At 65.5% G+C, this 15,899-nt stretch carries 15 protein-coding genes; 10 read left to right on the top strand and 5 right to left on the bottom strand.

All coding sequences use genetic code 11. The annotated features are described in order from the left end of the window. Positions 1–42 precede the first annotated feature (42 nt). The 3 genes from AB0L58_RS40865 (at position 43) to AB0L58_RS40875 (ending at position 3,191) form a co-directional block, all read left to right on the top strand. A complete protein-coding gene (locus AB0L58_RS40865) occupies positions 43–606 on the top strand; it encodes a hypothetical protein (RefSeq protein ID WP_364396358.1) in 564 nt (187 codons plus the stop codon). 309 nt (positions 607–915) lie between these two features. Next, a complete protein-coding gene (locus AB0L58_RS40870; protein WP_364396361.1) occupies positions 916–2,370 on the top strand; it encodes a PepSY domain-containing protein in 1,455 nt (484 codons plus the stop codon). A 119-nt stretch (positions 2,371–2,489) separates the two neighbouring features. Beyond that, on the top strand, positions 2,490–3,191 hold the full coding sequence (locus AB0L58_RS40875; RefSeq protein ID WP_364396364.1) for a hypothetical protein: 702 nt from the start codon (positions 2,490–2,492) through the stop codon (positions 3,189–3,191). A gap of 97 nt (positions 3,192–3,288) precedes the next feature. Here AB0L58_RS40875 and AB0L58_RS40880 read toward each other — a convergent pair whose 3' ends face one another. After that, the gene (locus tag AB0L58_RS40880) at positions 3,289–4,626 is read right to left on the bottom strand and encodes a PLP-dependent aminotransferase family protein (RefSeq protein ID WP_364396367.1); all 1,338 of its coding nucleotides are present in this window, start codon (positions 4,624–4,626) and stop codon (positions 3,289–3,291) included. Positions 4,627–4,711: 85 nt separating this feature from the next. On the opposite strand from AB0L58_RS40880, the gene AB0L58_RS40885 reads away from it, so the two are divergent. Next, positions 4,712–5,344 (top strand): DJ-1/PfpI family protein, encoded by a 633-nt coding sequence (locus tag AB0L58_RS40885; RefSeq protein ID WP_364396370.1) that lies wholly within the window; start codon positions 4,712–4,714, stop codon positions 5,342–5,344. Positions 5,345–5,585: 241 nt separating this feature from the next. After that, positions 5,586–6,248, top strand: a complete 663-nt coding sequence (locus tag AB0L58_RS40890) for a DUF6319 family protein (RefSeq protein WP_364396421.1) — start codon at positions 5,586–5,588, stop codon at positions 6,246–6,248. On the opposite strand, the gene AB0L58_RS40895 is transcribed toward AB0L58_RS40890, so the two are convergent. The 3 genes from AB0L58_RS40895 to AB0L58_RS40905 all read right to left on the bottom strand — a co-directional run bounded on the left by AB0L58_RS40895 (position 6,245) and on the right by AB0L58_RS40905 (position 9,029). Continuing rightward, entirely contained in the window at positions 6,245–7,816 is a 1,572-nt protein-coding gene (locus AB0L58_RS40895; RefSeq protein ID WP_364396373.1) for a GGDEF domain-containing protein, read from the bottom strand. The two genes, AB0L58_RS40890 and AB0L58_RS40895, sit on opposite strands and share 4 nt — an antisense overlap. Beyond that, entirely contained in the window at positions 7,816–8,373 is a 558-nt protein-coding gene (locus tag AB0L58_RS40900; RefSeq protein ID WP_364396376.1) for a hypothetical protein, read from the bottom strand. Before AB0L58_RS40900 ends, AB0L58_RS40895 begins: the two co-directional genes overlap by 1 nt. 65 nt (positions 8,374–8,438) lie before the next feature. Further along, positions 8,439–9,029: a pyruvoyl-dependent arginine decarboxylase gene (locus AB0L58_RS40905; RefSeq protein ID WP_364396379.1), complete on the bottom strand. Its 591-nt coding sequence runs from the start codon at positions 9,027–9,029 to the stop codon at positions 8,439–8,441. Positions 9,030–9,202: 173 nt separating this feature from the next. On the opposite strand from AB0L58_RS40905, the gene galK reads away from it, so the two are divergent. From galK to AB0L58_RS40925, 4 genes are all read left to right on the top strand, one after another. Further along, positions 9,203–10,339 carry a galactokinase gene (gene galK / locus AB0L58_RS40910; RefSeq protein WP_364396382.1) on the top strand — a complete coding sequence of 379 codons (1,137 nt, stop codon included), beginning with the start codon at positions 9,203–9,205 and terminating at the stop codon, positions 10,337–10,339. A gap of 138 nt (positions 10,340–10,477) precedes the next feature. Then, entirely contained in the window at positions 10,478–12,184 is a 1,707-nt protein-coding gene (locus AB0L58_RS40915; protein ID WP_364396424.1) for a sodium:solute symporter family protein, read from the top strand. 12 nt (positions 12,185–12,196) lie between these two features. After that, entirely contained in the window at positions 12,197–12,439 is a 243-nt protein-coding gene (locus tag AB0L58_RS40920; RefSeq protein WP_364396385.1) for a hypothetical protein, read from the top strand. A 75-nt stretch (positions 12,440–12,514) separates the two neighbouring features. Then, on the top strand, positions 12,515–13,744 hold the full coding sequence (locus AB0L58_RS40925) for an epoxide hydrolase (RefSeq protein WP_364396388.1): 1,230 nt from the start codon (positions 12,515–12,517) through the stop codon (positions 13,742–13,744). Here AB0L58_RS40925 and AB0L58_RS40930 read toward each other — a convergent pair. Continuing rightward, positions 13,741–14,367, bottom strand: coding sequence for a TetR/AcrR family transcriptional regulator (locus AB0L58_RS40930; protein ID WP_364396391.1), 627 nt, complete (start codon positions 14,365–14,367; stop codon positions 13,741–13,743). The two genes, AB0L58_RS40925 and AB0L58_RS40930, sit on opposite strands and share 4 nt — an antisense overlap. A 154-nt stretch (positions 14,368–14,521) precedes the next feature. On the opposite strand from AB0L58_RS40930, the gene AB0L58_RS40935 reads away from it, so the two are divergent. After that, a complete protein-coding gene (locus AB0L58_RS40935) occupies positions 14,522–15,889 on the top strand; it encodes an NAD(P)-binding domain-containing protein (protein ID WP_364396393.1) in 1,368 nt (455 codons plus the stop codon). Positions 15,890–15,899: the final 10 nt, after the last annotated feature.

A 15,899-nucleotide genomic window follows, 5' to 3' on the forward strand; every position in this document is an offset into this window, starting at 1 on the left:
GGGGTGGGAATCGGCGGGTAATTCGTCGGCTATCATCAGCGCGTGAGTATCGAGCTCGGCCCGGCCGCTGCGGGGCAACGCAGCGCCGTCGCGCGAGTGCGCGGCGCATGTGCCGGCTCGATCTCCGGTGCCATATCCGTTGCGGCCCACGGGTGGGCCGCAGGTGGGATGCCGCCGAGCAGTACCACGCTCGCGCTCCTCGCCGCCGCTTCCGCCGTGGTCGGCGCGCTGGTCGCCGGGCTCGCGCCACTCCGCGACACCTCGATCGGGCTGATTTCGGTGCTCGTCGCGGGTCAGCTGCTCGGACACGTCACCATGGGCTGGAGTTCCGGGCATATGCATCACGGCGATGCCCAGCTCACGCCCGGTATGGTCGCCGCGCACGTCGTCGCGGCCGTGCTCGCGGCGGTGGTTATCCGAGGTGCGGAGGCCGCATACCGAATCGGCTGTGCGGTGCTGTCGCGGGTGCTGCCGATGCGGTATCACCCACCCGCCATACCCGGCCCGGTCTCACTGCGCCTGACGCATCGCGATCGTGTTGTCCTGCGCATATTCGCCGCGGAATCGCTGCGCACGCGCGGTCCGCCGCTCGCGTTCGGTCACTGATATTCCTCACCCGGTGCGCGGGCTCTGCTCGTGCGTCGTCGTTGTCGCGCAACACCTTTGCGAGGGCGAGATTTCGTACCAGGTGAATTCGGTTCCCTGGAACGACGGTTCGCCGGTCGGCATAACCGCCGAGCCGGGACTTGCCTGATTGTTGCGCGGTGCGCTGCTTGCCCGGCGAACGCCGGTATCCGCTGTCCGTCACGAGTTTCGCCACTCCGATGGGCGTCGCGGCGGATTCCGACGACTACTCGCCCATTGCGGACGGCCGACGGTCTTCCGGGTTCTTCCGAACTCCAGAAACGAATAATCATGAGCATTACCGACACCAGTCCGCCGGATGCCGAATCATCGGATCCGACAAAGGAAACGCGGATACGGTCGCACAACGGCCGCTATCCCCTCGCGATGCGATTGCATTTCTATGCGGGCATCTTCGTCGCACCGTTCATCCTGATCGCCGCGGTCACGGGAGCGCTCTACGCCGTCTCCCCGACCTTGGAATCGATTACCTCGCACGACCTGTTGCGGGTCGAACCAAATGGCGAAATGCGACCGCTGTCCGAACAGGTCACCGCGGCCGTCGCCACCCAGCCGACGCTGAAGCTGGTCGCGGTGGCCCCGGCACCCGAGGCCGACGACACCACCCGCGTGCTGTTCGACGACCCGGCGCTCGGCGAGTCCGAACGGCGTGCGGTCTTCGTGAACCCGTATACCGCACAGCCGGTCGGCAGCGATGTGGTCTATGGCAGTTCGGGTGCGCTCCCGATGCGCACCTGGATCGATCGGCTGCACCGTGATCTGCACTTGGGCGAACCGGGACGCATCTACAGCGAGCTCGCCGCCTCCTGGCTGTGGGTCGTGGCGCTGGCCGGTCTGGTGCTGTGGATCCGTCGGGTGCGCGGGCGCCGCAACCGCACTTCCGCCGCCTGGCTGCTGGCACCGGACGGTTCCCAGAAGGGTCGCGCTCGCTCGATGAATTGGCATGGGGCCGTTGGCGTTTGGATCATGCCGGTGATCCTGCTGCTATCGGCGACCGGAATGACCTGGTCGACCTATGCGGGCGAGAACATCACCGAACTGCGCGAGCAGCTCAGCTGGACCACACCCGCGGTGCGCACCGCGCTGCCCGGTGCGACCACGCAGGAGCACGCCGGGGGCGAGCACCACGGCGGCGGGGACCACGCGCCCGCGCCGGTCGATATCCCGACCCGGATCGCCCAGCTCGATGGGGTCTATGCGGTGGCAAGGGCCCATGGCATCACCCAGGGCTCCGAGATCACCGTGCCGGCCAAGTCCGACGTGGCCTTCGCGGTGAAGGAACGGCGCATGCCGGGCACCTACACCGTCGATGCGGTCGCCGTCGACGGCGCGACCGGCACGGTCACCGACCAGCTCGCCTACGCCGACTGGCCGATCATGGCCAAGCTCACCAACTGGGGCATCCAATTCCACATGGGCCTGATGTTCGGCCTGCTCAACCAGTTGCTGCTGCTCGTGGTGATGATCGGGCTGATCGTCGTACTCGTGCTCGGCTACCTGATGTGGTGGCAGCGGCGGCCGACCCGCCGTACTTCCCGGTTCGCCATCGGACGTGCACCACGTCGCGGTGCGTTGCGCCAGACCTCGCCGTGGCTGGCAGTGCCCATGGTGGCGGCCGCGCTGGTCGTCGGCTGGTTCGTGCCGCTGGTCGGGCTGAGCCTGCTCGCGTTTCTCGTCGTCGACGTCCTTGTCGGTCTCGTGACACGCCAGCGCGCCACGACCTGATTACCAACTGAAACCGCCGGGGCGTGAGGGGCTCCGGCGGTTACCGATTCGACCTACCGAACGTCAGAGGTACGGCCGTCGTATCGCCATGCCTCGAACAGACAGGATGCACCGATCTCATGAAGATCAATACGTTCGCCCTGGCCGCCGCATGCACGGCGACCGCGGTGGGAATTGCCGCCGGCGCGAGCTCCGCCGAACCGATCGAGGCCGCCGACCGGATCAACTTCACCGCCCATGCCACCGACACCCAGGCGGTCATCACCACCGATTCCGGGTCGCTGGTCGTCGAGGACGGCGCACTGAAGATCAAGGCCGCCAACGGAACAACCGTGGCGGGCACCCCGCTCACCTTCCGTGTCGACGACTTCGAATTCCCGGTCGCGGCCGAAGTCGCCGATAACACCGCAACTCTCACGCCGCAGTTCGATATCGCACGTGCGGTCTATAAGCCGGTCGCACTGCCGTACGAGGACAAAGCGCCCTGGAAGACGGAATACGATCGCGAACAAGCCGCCTGGTCCCGCATGACCAGCACCATCGGCATGGGCGCCACCATCGGCACCCTGGTCGGCGGCATCGGCGGCGGTGCCATCGGCTGCGTGCTCGGCGGTATCGCCGGCGCGACGGTCGCCTCGGCCACCATTGTCGGCCTGTTCGGTCCGTTCATTCCCGCCGCCGCCATCGGCTGCCTGGGCGGCATCGTCGCCGTCGGCGCACTCGGTGTGCTCGCGGGCCAGATCCTGGTGACTGCACCGGTTGCGATCGGCGCGTCGATCCAGTACCTCACCACGGTCAATTCGCCTTTCCAGGGGAAATAGCCGGGCATCGCGCCGATCGAGCGCGTTGCGAGCGGGCGAGGCTCCCGTTGTCCCGACACCGGGGGCCGCACCCGCGGCGGAGGTCGTCTTCGCCGACTCAGCGATAGGTGTATGCGTCGACGACCCGTTTTACCTTCTCCAAGGCTTCGCGCAGGGTTTCCGGATTTGTCGAGCCGAGAGCCAATCGGAGCGCGTGTGGCACGTGCGCGGATGTGGCGAACGGTTCCGCCGTGGACACCGCCACCTGCTCGCGCATGAGCGCGGCCGCCACCTGATCGGCTCGGACATCCTCGGGCAGCGGGAGCCAGAGGAAATACGACGACGGATGGCTGACCTGAGGTAACCCCGCGAGCACGTCGCGGGCGATCGCCTGCCTGATCCGGGCGTCATCGCGCTTTTGCGTCTCCAGACCGGCGACCGTGCCGTCGTCGAGCCAGCGGCACGCGATTGCTGTCATCAGCGCGGGCGCATTCCAGGTGGTGACCCGGATCGAGCGCTCGATGGCGGGTACCAATGTGCTTGGGGCAGCGATGAATCCGAAGCGCAGGCCGGTCGCGACGTTCTTGGAGAGTCCGGAAACGTGGAGCGTCCTTTCCGGTGCGAGCGCCGCCAGTGGGGGTGGCGGTTGCTCGGCCAGGAAGGCATATGCGGCGTCCTCGATGATGAGCAGTTCGTATCGTCGCGCGATCTCGACCAGCTGCGCACGGTGCTGCTCCCCGGTGACCCAACCCAGTGGGTTGTGCAGTGTCGGCATTGTGTAAACGGCACGAACCCGCCGCGTCGCGCAGAGTTGTTCGAGGGCGTCGAGATCGGTCGCGCGACCCGCCGCGGGCAGCGGTGCCAATTCCAAGCGGAGCGCGTTGGCGAGCACCTTGAAGCCCGGATAGGTCAGGGCATCGGCCGCTACCAGATCTCCTGGCTGCAGCGTCGCCATGGCGGTGACGGCCAGTCCGTGTTGAGCGCCGTTGACGATCAGCACCTGATCGCCGCCGACCGCCAACCCGTTGCGCCGCAGATGGCGGGCTACCGTGGTCCGCTCGTCCGGGCGCCCGCCATGGGGTTGGTAGCGCAACAGGGCCTCCAGGTCGCCCGAGGACGCCAGCTGACGCAAGGCCTTCCGCAGCATGTCGGCCTGCCCTGGCAGTGCGGGGTAGTTGAAGTTGAGATCCACCACATCCGCCGCAGCCGCGTGCAGGTCGATGCCATGGCTGGGCGGCAGCGCGATCTCGCGGACAAAGGTGCCTCGACCGGGTTCCCCGCTCACCAGCCCCATGGCCTCGAGCTCGGCATATACCCGCGACGCAGTCACCAATGCCAGTCCCTCCCTGGCCGCGAGTTGACGATGGGTCGGCAGCCGCGTCCCGGACGCCAACCGCCCTGTTCGAATGTCGGACGCCAACGCGTCCACGATGCCCTTGTATCTCGCGACTGCCATGCCCGAATTGTATGCATGACAATTTCTTGATTGTATTGGATCGAGGTCATACGGTGCCCGGTAACAACCGGGAAAGGCAACCGTCATGCATATCGCGATCCTTACCTTCGATGGCTACAACGAACTCGACTCACTCATCGCGCTCGGCGTTCTCAATCGCGTGGAGTCCGATTGGCGGGTATCGATCGCCTGTCCGACGCAGCGAGTCCGTTCGATGAACGGTGTGGTCATCGAGTCGATGGCCACCCTGACGGACGCCAGCGCCGCGGATGCGGTCATCGTGGGCAGCGGCGCGCGGACCCGCGACGTTGTCGCCGACCAGAAGCTGATGGCCCAGTTGCGACTCGACCCGTCTCGGCAACTGCTGGCCGGACAATGTTCCGGGACACTGGTGTTGGCCGAACTCGGACTGCTAGACGGCGTTCCGGCGTGCACCGATCTGACGACCAAACCGTGGGTCCAGGCGGCCGGAGTGGACGTGCTCGAGCAACCGTTCTTCGCCAGGGGCAATGTCGCCACCGCAGGCGGCTGCCTCGCATCGCCCTACCTCGCAGCCTGGATGATCGCCCGCCTGCACAGTGTCGAAGCGGCCGAAAGCGCTCTGCACTACGTCGCCCCGGTCGGCGAGAAGCAAGACTACGTGGCACGCGCGCTGCGCAACATCACACCGTATCTGCACGGGGAACCGGCCACCGTATCGGCCGGGCGCGACCGCTGACGATATTTCGCGACAGTACCGTTGCTACATATTCGCTGAGGTTCGGAATCTTGTCTGATACCGGGCGGATTCGGTGGTGGCCTGTGAATCTGTCGGTGCGGTACGGCATCATCTGTGCACGCAGCCATCCACGAATACCGCTCGGAGTGCCACCATGCCGTCCCCACGAACAAAACCACAGCCGTTGTCGGACACTGAGATTCAGCAGATCGCCACGGATATCGCCGGCGGCCGCCCGCCGATGGTGTGGTTCACCGCGGCCGCGGTGGGGGTGGCGGAGGGACGATCCGGCAAGGTGGTCGAGATCGGTGATCGATCCGAGAGTGACTTCCTGCGGGTCAAGCCGACCGGATCGAAGGATGTACTGTCCTTTTCTCCGACCGAAGTGACGTTGACCAAGCCGCCGCGGGATAAGGCGGCAAGCACCAGCTCTGCCCAGCCGAAGTCGACAACCAGGAAGGAATCCACTGTGACCCAGCCGGCGACCTTGACGAGCCCCGCACCACCGGCCCCGAGCCCCACCCCGACCGCGGCCCCGAAACCCGTTGCCCCCGCATCGGAACCGGCAAAACCGGCGACACCCACCGCGACTACGAAGCCCCCCGCGGCGAAGGCGACCGCCGCGCGGAGCAAGGCGAAGACGCCGGAGGTCACGGTGACGCTCACCGGTACCGCGGACGGCGAATGGTCGGTCGATGTGGTCAGCGGCAAGAAGAAGTCCGTGCGCGGTTTGCCGGTGACCAGTTCCGCGGTGGCGCAGGCGGCCAAGGTGCTGCATCCAGAGGTGGCCGAGGTGGTGGCCGGAATCCTGGAGGCGGCCAGGGTGGTCCAGGAGTCCAAGGTGCAGCAGTTACAGGCCGAGCTGGAGGAAGCGCGGCGACTGCTCGACGAGCTCTCGGACTAGACCGCGGTGCTGGCGGATCGACCGCTGGCGTTATGGGGCCGGCCGCTCGGGCGCCAGATCCGGCGTCCCGAGTCGGCGGCGTTGTGCCGCGGCTCCGCAGCATTGCGCAGATCGTCGTGGAACGCGTAGCCGAGCGAGTACTCCTTCGCGTGGTACATCGCCGAATCGGCATCCCGGATGAGGTCGTAGATGGTGTCGTCGGAGCTGCGCGGGCTGCCACAGGCCAGACCGACACTGGCGGTGATCGGAATTTCGCCCGCGCTCAGCTCGAACGGCCGAACGAAGGCGCCGAGTAGTCGCTCGGCGAGCATGGCGGCCTCCTGCCGGTCGAGCGGTGCGAGCACCACGAATTCGTCACCGCCGTAGCGGGCCACCACGTCGTCGCGCCGGATGATGTGCCGGATCCGGGATGCCGCATTGGCGATCAGCTCGTCGCCGACCGCGTGGCCATAACTGTCATTGACCATCTTGAAGCCGTCGAGATCGATGAACAGCAGACACAGCGGCCGCTCGATCCAGTGCTCACGGTTGCGATTCAATGCGCGCAGCAGCGCGGACCGGTTCAGCAAGCCGGTGAGCATGTCGTGATCGGCCTGGTACTGTGCGCGCCGTTCGCTGCGCGCGCTGCGGACAATCGCGCGTTCGCTGCGCACCAGCACACCGATGAGCAGCAGCGCGCACAGTGACGAGACCACCACCCGATCGAGGGTGTCCAGACTGGAACCGACCACGGGGATCAGCGAGGCCATGATCAATGCGACCGCGATGAAGCTGGCCCGCTGTCGCGCATGGTGTGGGTGAATCCGCCGCGGCGCACCGAGACTCGCCATGGTCGGATGCAGTGCCGCGACGCCGACGATCGGATAGGCCACCAGCAGCGGCACCAGCAACAGCTCGTGCGCGACGGGTGCTTGGCCGACGGCGTCGAGGCTGTAGCCGAAATCGCCGATCAGCACGAAGATCAACCCGACGTGCAGCAGCCGCAGCGAGGTCTCCGAACGGGTCGCGGTCGCCATCGAATGCGCGACCAAGCTCAGCAGCAGTGCGTCGAGCACCGGATAGGTCGCGGCCACCAGAGTGTCGGCGGTGGTGTCGTGCGACTGCAGGATCGGCGAGATCAGAAAGGTCCACGAAGCGAGCAGCGCGCCGAGGCCGATGAGCGCCGAGTCGAGCATCAGATCGTAATTGGGCCGGACCTGGCGTGGGCGCAACCACAGCGCCGCGGCCACCCCTGTGCCGAAATAGCCTGCGAGCGTGAACAGGTCATCGATCGGGTGCAGCGCGTGGCCGTCGATCTCGCGGGCGGCCGTACCCACGGCGAACAGTACAGACGACGCCGACAGCAGATACCATGGCAGCGGCCGCTCGGGACGATATCGCCGCAGACCGATGCAGATCATGGTGAGCGCGCCGAGCACCACGGCAGCCATGGTCAGCAGCGACAACGGCCGGACATCGAGGTGGAGCAGCACCGCGAGGGCGATTGCGGTCAGTGCGAAAAGTGCTGTGCACCACCGCATTTCGAGGCGGTGTCGGACGGTGGTCGACTGCTCTGCACGGACGGTCATCAGCCCCCCTTGGTCGCTCCATCCCCAGTGAACCGCGCCGCGTAGTAGGTCTGCGAATCCTCCACCGCGACCTCGACATTCGCCTCCTGCTCATCGAGCACCGCTCGAATGCTGTCGGCGAAGGAAAACCGAGTGTTGTTGTACGAGCAGATGTCCCAACCGACCGCCGCGCGTTCGGCCACCAATACCTGGACAACTGATTTGATCATGGCATGGAAGGCCGCCCCCTGTCGCGCACTTGGCGCAACAAGGGTGAAACCCGCGTAGTAGATCGCATCGCGCGCCGCATGTTCGGGATAGCGCGCGGCGAAGTACTCCGGGCTGATCCACGGAACGGTCTCGAGATGTTTGGTCAGCGTGGTCACGCCGATGGGTTCGCCGGTCGCGGTGCGCGCGACATGTTTGGCGACCCGCGGGTCGATCATCTCCGCGCGGAATTCGGATCGGTGCAGCACCTGCCTGGCAATGGCCTTGGTGCGCAAGGGTCCGAAGGCCTCCTCGTACAGGAGGTGGAACATGTCGATCCGGTCGTCCGGAATGGTCGATTCGATGGTCACCACCGTTAGTCCGCTCAGCACACCTGTCGCCCGAGCACCCCTTATCGAATCGCTGCGCAGTGTTGTCATTGTCGTCCCCACGGTGTGGTGTGGTGCGCCGCGAGCACCAGCGCGCAGGGCGGCGTGCCATCGGAGCGGGCCTCGGTGGTGCACAGGTGGATCGGGCCGAAACGCTCCGGCCGATTGCGGGTCATATCGGTCAGGCTGGCGCGGATCAGCGCGGCGACCCGCGTGGCCGTCTCGGCCTCGTGCTCGACGAAAAGTCCGGCGCCGGAACCGTCGTCACGCAGCACCCAGCCGATGCCTGCGCCGGCGCGCTCGTCCGCCGCATCCGCATGCTGCGCGGCGTAGACACGATAGCGCCGGTCGCCCCAGGGGATCGGCTTGCGGACCCGACCGGTGCGGGCCAGGACGGCACGCGGCGGGATGACCGATGACAGGCGGATCAAGTTGGCATCACCCACTCCCAGGTCACGCAGTGCCGCATCGAAAGCCGACATAGCCGTCGAGCCGACCCCTGTCGCCGCGCCGATCTCGATCGTCAGTGGAGCTCCGGAGTCACGCTGATCGCCGCGGTCCGGCCTGCCTGTGGGCGGGAGTAGTCGATCGATCCACTGCAGCCCGAGTAGGCCGCCGCGTGGGGTTGTCAGAACCATAATGCCCTCCCGTAACCGTCGACCGGATTATTTAGGCCGGTATTGCGTCAAATTCGACTGTGCGTCAAGGCGATCGGTCACGCATCCGCGTGGGTCGAAAGACATGTTCCGGCGGCGTGTCTCGTAGGGTGTGGTGCCCGGGGTTGCCGGGATGACATGCGTGGGCACTGGCAATGCGACGAAGTGAGGAATTCGTGCCGAAGTGGGTGGCGCCGGGGCGGGTCAACATCATCGGTGAACACACCGACTACAACGATGGTTTCGTGCTGCCCATCGCATTGCCGCTGGTGGTCGAGTGTCGAGCGGAGGTGCGAACCGACGGCCGGGTCCAGGTGGTCTCGCGGCAGCGGCCGGGTGACACGGTGCTGGTCGCGGTGGGCGAGCTTGCCGCCGAACGCGATCGGGTGCCCGGATGGTCGCGGTATCCGCTGGGCGTTGTGTCCGAATTCGCCCGGCGCGGATATGCGCACGGCGGTATCGATCTGGAGTTGGACGGCGCGGTGCCGATCGGCGCCGGATTGTCGTCCTCGGCGGCGCTGTCGTGTGCGGTGGCCGTCGCACTGCGAGATCTGTTCGCGCCCACCGTCACCGATCGGGAGTTGATCGACCTCGCCCGCGCCGCCGAGAACGACTACGTCGGGGTGCCGACCGGACTGCTCGATCAGTCCGCATCGATTCTGTGCATGGCGGGGCATGCGTTGTTCCTGGATGTGCGCCGATTGGTCGCCCACGACGGTGTCGCGCACGAACAGATTCCGTTCGATCTCGACCGGTTCGGACTGGAATTGTCGGTGATCGATACCGGACAGCCGCACGCGCTGATCGATGGTGGTTACGCGCGGCGGCGCGCCCAATGCGAGGCCGCCGCCGCGGCACTCGATGTGCCCGCGCTGCGCGATATCGAATCGGTGTCCGCTGTGGACCACATCGACGATGCCGTGCTGCGGCGGCGGGCACGGCATGTGGTGACCGAGAATGCACGCGTGCTTTCGATTGCCGAAAAGTTGCGAGGCGGTGCGGATCCCCGCGAGATCGGGCCGATCCTGACCGCGGCGCACGAGTCACTGCGCGATGATTTCGAGGTTTCGACACCGGCACTGGATACCGCGGTATCCGCCGCGCTCGACGCCGGGGCATATGGCGCGCGCATGGTCGGCGGCGGATTCGGCGGCAGCGTGATCGCGCTGGTCGATCGAGACGACACCCCGTCGGTCGCCGACGCAGTGCGAAATCGGTTCGCGCGATCGGGTTTCGCGGCACCGCGCACATTCGTCGTCGTACCCGCCGCGGGCGCGCACCGCATCGGTTGAGCAACTGCCCAATATTTGTGCGCGATTGTGCCGCGCGGGTGCGGCACAATCGCGCACAGTAGAACGCGAACGCCCGGTTTCATCGCCTGGAGGGACGACGCTGTGCCGCTTGCCGATTCGACCGTTTTCACCTCGGCGCTGGACGCCGTCTCGGTACAAGCCGAGACGACACTGCGCCTGGACGCGCAGCCCGTCGACTATGCGCTGGTAGCGCTGTATTTCATCTTCGTACTCGGCATCGGCCTGCTGGCCAGACAGCGGGTCTCGTCCAGTATCGACTTCTTCCTGTCCGGACGGTCGCTGCCTGCCTGGGTGACCGGCCTCGCCTTCATCTCCGCCAACCTCGGCGCGGTCGAGATCATGGGCATGTCGGCCAATGGCGCCGAATACGGTTTCCCGACCTTCCACTACTTCTGGATCGGCGCGATACCGGCCATGCTGTTTCTCGGCGTGGTGATGATGCCGTTCTACTACGGCTCCAAGGTGCGCAGTGTGCCGGAATTCATGCGGCGGCGCTTCGGCACCGGCGCACATCTGGTGAACGCATTGAGCTTCGCGATCGCGCAGGTACTCATTGCCGGGGTGAATCTGTATCTGCTCGGTTCGATCCTGAATGTGCTGCTGGGCTGGCCGCTCTGGGTTTCCGTGCTGGTGGCCGCGGCCATCGTGCTGTCCTACGTCACCCTCGGCGGATTGTCCGCGGCGATCTACAACGAGGTATTGCAGTTCTTCGTGATCGTCGCCGCGCTGTTGCCGCTGACCCTGGTCGGCCTGCACAAGGCCGGTGGCTGGAATGGGCTGCGGGACAAGGTGACCGCCTCGCCCGGCGGTGGCGCGCAGCTGGAGTCCTGGCCGGGCAATGCGCTCAGCGGGTTCTCCAACAATTTCCTTTCGGTGATCGGCATCGTCTTCGGGCTCGGATTCGTGCTCTCATTCGGTTACTGGACCACCAACTTCGTCGAGGTACAGCGCGCGCTGGCGACACATTCCATTTCCGCCGCGCGGCGCACCCCGATCATCGGCGCGTATCCGAAGATGTTCATTCCGCTGATCGTGGTGATACCCGGCATGATCAGCGCGGTGCTGGTACCGCAGATGAGCGAGTACAAGGCGGCCGAGACGTCCGGCTCGAACTACTCCGGTGATGTCACCTATAACCAGGCACTGCTGTATCTGATGAAGGATGTGCTGCCGAACGGGCTGCTCGGCGTCGGCCTCGCCGGATTGCTCGCGGCGTTCATGGCGGGTATGGCGGCCAATATCTCCGCCTTCAATACGGTGTTCAGTTATGACCTGTGGCAGCAGTATGTGCGGCGGGATCGACCGGACGGGTACTACCTGAATGTCGGTCGGCTCGCGACGGTCGGCGCGACCGTCGCGGCGATCGGAACCGCGTTCATCGCAGGCAATTTCAGCAATATGATGGACTATCTGCAAACGCTGTTCAGCTTTTTCAACGCACCGCTGTTCGCGACCTTTATTCTCGGTATGTTCTGGAAGCGGATGACACCGACCGCGGGTTGGATGGGACTGGTCTTCGGAACCGGCTCGGCCATTGCGGTTTTCATCATGCACAAGACCGGTGTCTTCGAATTGTCGGGTCAGGGATTGAGTTTCGTCGCGGCCGGTGTGGCATTCGTGGTGGATATCGTGGTCAGCGTCGCGGTCACCCAGGTGACGCGGTCGAAACCGGACGCCGAACTCGTCGGGCTGGTCTATTCGGAGACGCCGAAGCAACTGCGGCACGATCCGGACGAGGCGAACCTGCCCTGGTATCAGCGGCCGGTGCTGCTCGCCGGAATTGCGCTGGTCCTGGTCATCGCGCTGAATATCATCGTCGGATAAGGAGGCCAGTCGATGCTTTTCGATATCCGCACCATTGTCGGCGCACTGCTGGGCAGTTACGCCGTAATTCTGGTCGTGACCGGGCTGGTGCACGACACCGGCGCCGAGGAGGCCAAGACCGGTGGGGTGAATGTGAATCTCTGGGCCGGTCTCGGGATGGGGGCGGTCGCGCTCGCCTTCCTGGTCTGGGCGCTGTTGCGGCCGGTCTCGGTGCCGACCGAGGCGCCCGACGAGGATTCGTCGCCCGAGGCGTGACGCTCCGCCCGCGATTTTCGCCGGTGTTACGGTCGGAGCATCCGAGATTCGCGACGCGATTGCAGGAGATGATCTTTGGGCCACGCCGACCCGTTCCCGATCCAGCCGACACCGATTCACGTACCCGATGCCGTGCTCACCGATCTGCGGCAGCGCCTCGCGCTCACGCGCTGGCCCGACGATGCGGGCAATCACGACGGGTATTACGGCATAGACCGCGGCTACCTGCAAGAACTCGTCGAGTACTGGCAGCACGAATACGACTGGCGCAAGGCCGAAGCCACGATCAACGCCTACGACAACTACCTCGTCGACGTCGCGGGCGTTCCGGTGCATTTCCTGCGCAAACCCGGTGTCGGCCCGAATCCGATACCGCTGATCCTCACCCACGGCTGGCCGTGGACGTTCTGGCACTGGTCCAAGGTCATCGATCCGCTCGCCGATCCCGGTGCGCACGGCGGCGATCCCGCCGACGCATTCGAGGTGATCGTGCCGTCCTTCCCCGGTTTCGGTTTCTCCAGCCCGCTGCCGAAGCACCCGGATATGAACTTCTGGAAGGTCGCCGACCTCTGGCACACCCTGATGACCGAAACCTTCGGCTACCCCAGATATGCCGCCGCGGGGTGCGATGTCGGCGCGTTGGTCACCGGTCAGCTGGGCCACAAATACGCCGATGAGCTGTACGCCATCCACATCGGCTCGGGCCAGAAGCTGACGCTGTTCGACGGCGATCGCGGCTGGGATATCACCGGTGGGCGTCCCATTCCGGACGGTCTGCCCGCCGAGGTCCATGCCCGAATCATCGAGTTGGAGCACCGTTTCGGCGTCCACCTCGCGGCGCACGTCCTCGAACCGAGCACCCTGGCCTTCGGACTCTCCGACTCACCCGCGGGCATGCTCGCGTGGATACTCCAGCGTTGGATGGCATGGAGCGACGACGGCGGCGATATCGAAACCGTCTTCAGCAAAGACGAGTTGCTCACCCACGCCATGATCTTCTGGGTCACCAACTCCATCGGCACCTCGATCCGGACCTACGCCAACAACAACCGCTACCCCTGGACCCCGTCCCACGACCGTAACCCCGTCATCGAAGCCCCCACCGGAATCACCTTCGTCGGTTACGAAAACCCGCCCGGCGTCACCACCGCCGACCGCGTGGAACACTTCATCGCCAGCGATCGCGGCCCCTGGTACAACCACGTCAACCTCACCGCCCACGACCAGGGCGGCCACTTCATCCCCTGGGAAATCCCGGACCTGTGGACCCAGGATCTGCGCCGCACCTTCCGCGGCCGCCGCTAGGTACGTTCGGGGGCCTGCAGGGCGGGAAACCAGATATCGGTGAGGACTTCGGCGGCTTGGTCGGCCGAGACATCGATGGTGCCCTGCATGGCCCAGCGGGTGAAGAAGCGTTCCAGTTGGGCGACCAGGAGTTCCACGCGAAGGCGGGCCTCGTCGCGGCGGTTGTCGGGCCAGCGGTCGAGATAGGCGGTCATCGCATTGGGCAGCGCCAGGATGCCGCGGCGGGCGATTTCGCGGAATTCCGGCTCGAGTGCGGTGGCCTCGTCCCAGGCGGGCAGCAGATCCTTGTATTCGTGGAACCAGGCGATGGCGCGGGTCACCCAGTCCACGAATTCCGCACGGGAACCGGTGTCGAGCACCCGGTCCAGATCCTCGTAGAAGTGCAGTGCGGTCGGCGCGGTGCCCTGTTCGGCGATGGCGCGCAGGATCTCCTGCTTGCTGGTGAAGTGCAGGTAGAAGGTGGCGCGGCTGCAGCCGACGGCGGCGGCGATGTCGTCGACCCGGACCGCCGCATAGCCCCGTTCGGTGAACAGCGCCTTGGCACCGTCCATGAGTCTGGCGCGGGTCTGCAGCTTCTGTTCATCGCGCAGGCTAAGTCCGGGCGGGTTCGACTTGGTCGACATGGTAGACATCATGTCATTCACTAGACACCACGTCTAGTCAGTGCTAATTTGTTGCCTACGTCACTCCATGTGCCGCAGGCGGCGCGGGATGGTTCGCCGCACCGGATCCGGTGCCGCCCATGTGACGGCAATCCTTCGGACGAGGACTACGGAATTGACTCACAGCAATCTGCCCCGGGTATGCGTCATCGGCGCGGGCCCCTCCGGAATCACCGCCGCAAAACGCCTGCAGGACTTCGATATCCCCTTCGAGGTCTTCGAGGCGAGCGACGAGGTGGGCGGCAATTGGTATTTCAAGAATCCCAACGGCATGTCGGCCTGCTACCAGTCGCTGCATATCGACACCAGCAAGTTCCGACTCGCCTTCGAGGATTATCCGGCGCCCGAGGAATGGCCGGACTTCCCGCACCATTCGCAACTGTTCCAGTACTTCAAGGATTACGTCGACCATTTCGGCTTCCGCGACAAGATCCTGTTCGACACCTTGGTCACCGCGGCCGAGCGGCAGGACGACGGCAGCTGGCAGGTCACCGCGAGCGACGGCCGTACCCGGGCCTACGACGCACTGATCGTCTGCAACGGCCACCACTGGGATCCACGCATTCCGGACTATCCGGGGGAATTCGATGGTGTGCTGATCCACAGCCACGCCTACAACGATCCGTTCGACCCGGTGGATATGCGCGGTAAGAAGGTCGTGGTGGTCGGCATGGGCAACTCCGGCCTGGATATCGCCTCGGAACTCTCGCAGCGCTTCGTCGCCGAGAAGCTCACCGTATCCGCGCGCCGCGGGGTCTGGGTGCTGCCGAAGTATGTGAACGGCAAGGTGGGCGACAAGCAGAGTGTGCCGCCGTGGATTCCGCGCAAGGTCAGCCTGAAGCTCAAGCAGCGCTTCGTGCGCAAGTTCCGTGGCGATATGGAGTTCTACGGGCTGCCGAAACCGGATCACAAACCGTTCGAGGCACATCCGTCGGCGAGTGAGGAGTTCCTGCACCGCGCGGGCTGCGGCGATATCGCGTTCAAACCGGCCATTACCGCGCTGGCAGGGCGGCAGGTGCGCTTCGCCGACGGGAGCACCGAGGAGGTGGACGTAATCGTCTGTGCCACCGGCTATCACATCAGCTTCCCGTTCTTCTCGGATCCGAAGCTGGTGCCCGATGAACAGAACCGCATCCCGCTCTTCAAGCAGATGATGAAGCCGGGGGTCGACAATCTGTTCTACCTCGGGCTGGCCCAACCGCTGCCGACGCTGGTGAATTTCGCCGAGCAGCAGAGCAAGTTGGTCGCGGCATATCTGACGGGCAAGTATTTGCCGCCATCGGAGGCGCAGATGAATGCCGAGATCGAGGCGGCCGAACAGCGCCGCAGCGGACGGTATTACAACTCGCCCCGGCATACGATCCAGGTCGAATTCGAGCCCTATGTGCGCGATATGAACCGGGAAATGGCCAGGGGCGCAAAACGAGCCGCCGCCGCTGGCAATGCCGTGCCGGTGCCCGCCAGGGCGCTCGAGAACGCGTGAGGGTCGCCCG

This window comes from Nocardia sp. NPDC052112, from assembly GCF_040680135.1.
GTDB lineage: Bacteria > Actinomycetota > Actinomycetes > Mycobacteriales > Mycobacteriaceae > Nocardia.

Coding starts and splice junctions, on each gene's coding strand:
- AB0L58_RS40870 (WP_364396361.1), top strand. CDS start 916: ATGAGCATTACCGACACCAGTCCGCCGGATGCCGAATCATCGGATCCG.
- AB0L58_RS40875 (WP_364396364.1), top strand. CDS start 2,490: ATGAAGATCAATACGTTCGCCCTGGCCGCCGCATGCACGGCGACCGCG.
- AB0L58_RS40880 (WP_364396367.1), bottom strand. CDS start 4,626: ATGGCAGTCGCGAGATACAAGGGCATCGTGGACGCGTTGGCGTCCGAC.
- AB0L58_RS40885 (WP_364396370.1), top strand. CDS start 4,712: ATGCATATCGCGATCCTTACCTTCGATGGCTACAACGAACTCGACTCA.
- AB0L58_RS40890 (WP_364396421.1), top strand. CDS start 5,586: ATGGTGTGGTTCACCGCGGCCGCGGTGGGGGTGGCGGAGGGACGATCC.
- AB0L58_RS40895 (WP_364396373.1), bottom strand. CDS start 7,816: ATGACCGTCCGTGCAGAGCAGTCGACCACCGTCCGACACCGCCTCGAA.
- AB0L58_RS40905 (WP_364396379.1), bottom strand. CDS start 9,029: ATGGTTCTGACAACCCCACGCGGCGGCCTACTCGGGCTGCAGTGGATC.
- galK (WP_364396382.1), top strand. CDS start 9,203: ATGCGACGAAGTGAGGAATTCGTGCCGAAGTGGGTGGCGCCGGGGCGG.
- AB0L58_RS40920 (WP_364396385.1), top strand. CDS start 12,197: ATGCTTTTCGATATCCGCACCATTGTCGGCGCACTGCTGGGCAGTTAC.
- AB0L58_RS40930 (WP_364396391.1), bottom strand. CDS start 14,367: ATGTCGACCAAGTCGAACCCGCCCGGACTTAGCCTGCGCGATGAACAG.